Source organism: Nonomuraea sp. NPDC050540 (assembly GCF_044457485.1).
Lineage (GTDB): Bacteria > Actinomycetota > Actinomycetes > Streptosporangiales > Streptosporangiaceae > Nonomuraea.
The window spans coordinates 1-2977 of sequence record NZ_JBITHA010000049.1 but is presented as its reverse complement, the minus strand read 5'-3'; the positions used below and the strand labels follow the sequence as shown (position 1 = coordinate 2977).

2 protein-coding genes and 1 pseudogene are annotated in these 2977 nt (G+C 67.2%); 2 read left to right on the top strand and 1 reads right to left on the bottom strand.

All coding sequences use genetic code 11. The features are described 5' to 3' along the window. Nucleotides 1-487 precede the first annotated feature (487 nt). Entirely contained in the window at nt 488-991 is a 504-nt protein-coding gene (locus ACIBI5_RS54225) for a hypothetical protein (protein WP_397259660.1), read from the bottom strand. Between the two features lie 395 nt (nt 992-1386). On the opposite strand from ACIBI5_RS54225, the gene ACIBI5_RS54220 reads away from it, so the two are divergent. Together ACIBI5_RS54220 and ACIBI5_RS54215 are read left to right on the top strand one after the other, a co-directional pair. Next, nucleotides 1387-2460, top strand: coding sequence for a peptidoglycan-binding protein (locus ACIBI5_RS54220; protein WP_397259658.1), 1074 nt, complete (start codon nt 1387-1389; stop codon nt 2458-2460). A 58-nt stretch (nt 2461-2518) separates the two neighbouring features. Then, nucleotides 2519-2857, top strand: a pseudogene (locus ACIBI5_RS54215) (IS110 family transposase); the annotation flags it as partial. Between the last annotated feature and the right edge of the window lie 120 nt (nt 2858-2977).

The window sequence follows — 2977 nt, the reverse complement described above, 5'->3', positions numbered from 1 at the left end:
TTGAACGCCTTCCAGATCGCCTTCGAGGGCCGCCTCACCCCCGCCAACTTCTGACCCCTTCAACAACCAAGATCAGCCGTTAAGTTGACACTCCCATTCTCGGGCCGGTTACCTGCAAGCGCTGCTTGCGCTTGCGTGAGGAGGTCCCGCCCGGTGTCGAGCAGCTGGAGCTGTTCCATGCCGAGCCCGCCCTGGCCGTCGACGGGCCCGCCGCGTTGGCCGGGGACGGCCCCGCGGCGCGGACTTAGCGCGCCGCACGGGAGTTGCCCGCGCTGGCGGAGGAGCTCATGCGGCTGGCGGTGGTGGCCGACCGGCAGGCCGGGGCGAGCTGGGTACGGGCAACATCACCGTTGGATGCCCTCGGCTGACCACGCGGGAGCCGGGCGGAAAAGGGGCCCCTCAGCACACGACCGCACCGAAGCGGCCGGCCCCTCATCTCCCGGCTCCCCCGATCCCGCCTTCACGGAGGATGGGGCGGCGGGCAGCCCTAGGAGATGTTGTCGTCGTTGCGGACCCACGCGTAGTTTCCGCCTTGGCCCCATTCGCCGACGGCCCTCAGCCTTAGGCCGCTGCCGCGCCCGCCCCAAGTGTTGCGGGTGTTGTCCTCCCAGATGTCGGTGTCGCATTCGCGCCATTCGCCGACGCGCCATGCGCTGCCGATCCCGCACTCCATCAGCTTGATGTAGCGCCATTTGGTGCGGTCCCAGGCGTAGACCCAGGCTCTGGCCGCCGCCCAGCCCTGGCTGTCCGTCTTGGTGATCCAGAGGCCGTCGCCCTCCTTCTTCCAGCAGGCGAGTGCGCCGTTGCCCGCGTGGCACTCGATGTCGGCGCTGGCGAGGTCGGGTCCGGTGGCATGCCTGACGCCGGTGAGGTATTCGACTTCCCCGCCGGACCAGGGTTCACCCTCGGGGCCGGGATCGCCCGGCGGCGGGGTCTCCCTGTCCAGGGCTTTGGCCGCCGCACCGCCAAGCCCGCTGCGGGTGTCAAGCACTGGTGTCGGGATGAGTGCGGTGAACCGGTTGTCACTTGCCGCTGCCTGGGCTGGATGCTGGTTCAGTGTGGTGATGAGTCCTAGCAGCGTGATGAGCGCTGTCGCGACGACGATGAGCCGTCGAGTGTGTCGCGGACGATGGCGTAACAAAGGCGTTCCTCTCTACGTGACGCAATCGGCGAGCGCCGGAGTGGGGCCGCCAGATGACAGACTGACCAGGCCCTCAGGAGGGAACTGGCTGAAGGCGCCTTCGTGGCCGGATGACTCGTTGGTGAGCATGATCGAGTCGACCCAAAGCCATGGGATACGCGAGCCCCTGCGGCGTTTCGTCCCCTGTTGACGCCCCGACTGCGATCTTGGCACCGGGAACGCGGTGTGAGAACCTCAGGAAGCGTTTGGCGTTGTTTGAAACGATGTTTCGGCTGGTGGATGAGGGCAAGGTCCGAGTGTCAGATCCGGAGCAGGTCCAGACCGTTGAGGAATTCATCGCCGCGTTGCAGCGGTTAAGAGTGGATTCGGGATTGACCTATCGCCAATTGGAACGCCGGGCCCATCTTCATGGGGAGGTCCTGCCGTACAGCACGGCCTTTCATGCTCTCAATCGGGATCGACTGCCACGTCCAGAGCTGCTGCAGACCATCGTTCGCGCATGTGGCGGCGATGCCCAGCAAACTGCTCGTTGGCAAGCGGCATGGCAGCGCGTGCACACCGTTTCGGTGGAAGGCGGCAACTCGCCGCCCGGGCCATCGTCTGAGCCGCATGAGCTCCCGGCAGTTACCTCGAGATCCTCTTCCTTCAGCCGAATCCCTCGCTGGCTGCGGCTGGGCGGCCTGATCACCGCCCTAGCCGTAGTCGCAGTGGCGGACAGCTCACCGTCACCGACGCTTGCCCAGTTGGTCCCCACCACTGCGCTCTATCATCCGTGCACGACCGTCGTGAGCCTGGGTGCCTACGGATCGTGTGTGCAATGGATTCAGGAGCGGCTGCAGAGCCGGTCTATGGAGCTGCCGGTCGACGCCGGGTTCGGACCGTACACCAGGATGCGGCTGACCGCCTTCCAAGTAGCAGCTCGGCTTCCGCCTACTGGCATAGGTGACAAGCAAACCACCCAGGCGCTCCTCGCAGACGGGCCCCCGCAGCTCACGTGGACCCGACCCCAGGTCAAGGAACGCCTTCGGCAAGTCTTCCCTCCGGCCGCAGCAGACCGCGCGCAGAAACTCGTATGGTGCATGTCCGCCGGCGACCCTCTGTGGATCACCGGCCCCGACGTCAACGGAGTTCGCCGCTGGGGCCTGTTTCAGTACACCGACCTTCAGCTGTTCTCGCTTCGAGCTACCCCATCCGATGCCCTGACACCCGAGTGGAACATCGAAGAGGCCTACCGTCTTTGGAAGCGTTCCGGTTCCTTCGCCCACTGGCAGTGCCCAGGATCGGACGTCCTGGGCAGTCCCGCCCAGATATTCAGATGATCCGTTGCCGGGGAGGGGCACACACCCGCTGGTCGCCGTAGGCGCGGTACAGGTCTGCTTGGAGGTCCTGGTTGGTTTCGACGACGACCTGGCGGGCGAGGCGACCCGGGTCACCAACCGCATCCGTGGCCTGCTGGTCACCATCCACCCCGCACTGGAGCGTGCACTGGGCCCGCGCCTGCATCACCCGGCCACCCTCGAACTCCTGATCCGCCTCGGCGGCCCCGACGGCCTGCGTTCAGCCGGCCGCGACGAGCTGCCGGCCATCGCCCAGCCGCTGGCCCCACGCATGGCAGCCCGGCTGGTCGCCGACGTCCTTGCCGCCTTGGACGCGCAAACCGTCGTGGTGCCCGGAACCGCAGCGGCCGCCGCGGTCCTGCCGCTGCTGGCCCGCTCGGCTCACGAGCACGCCGTCCGCGCGCGCGAAGGTTCGGGTCCGCCGGTGTAGATGGTCCTGCCATGCCGTCTACCCCGAGCCCCGTCGTGCCGTCTACTCCACGAGGGGTGGGCTGTCGGC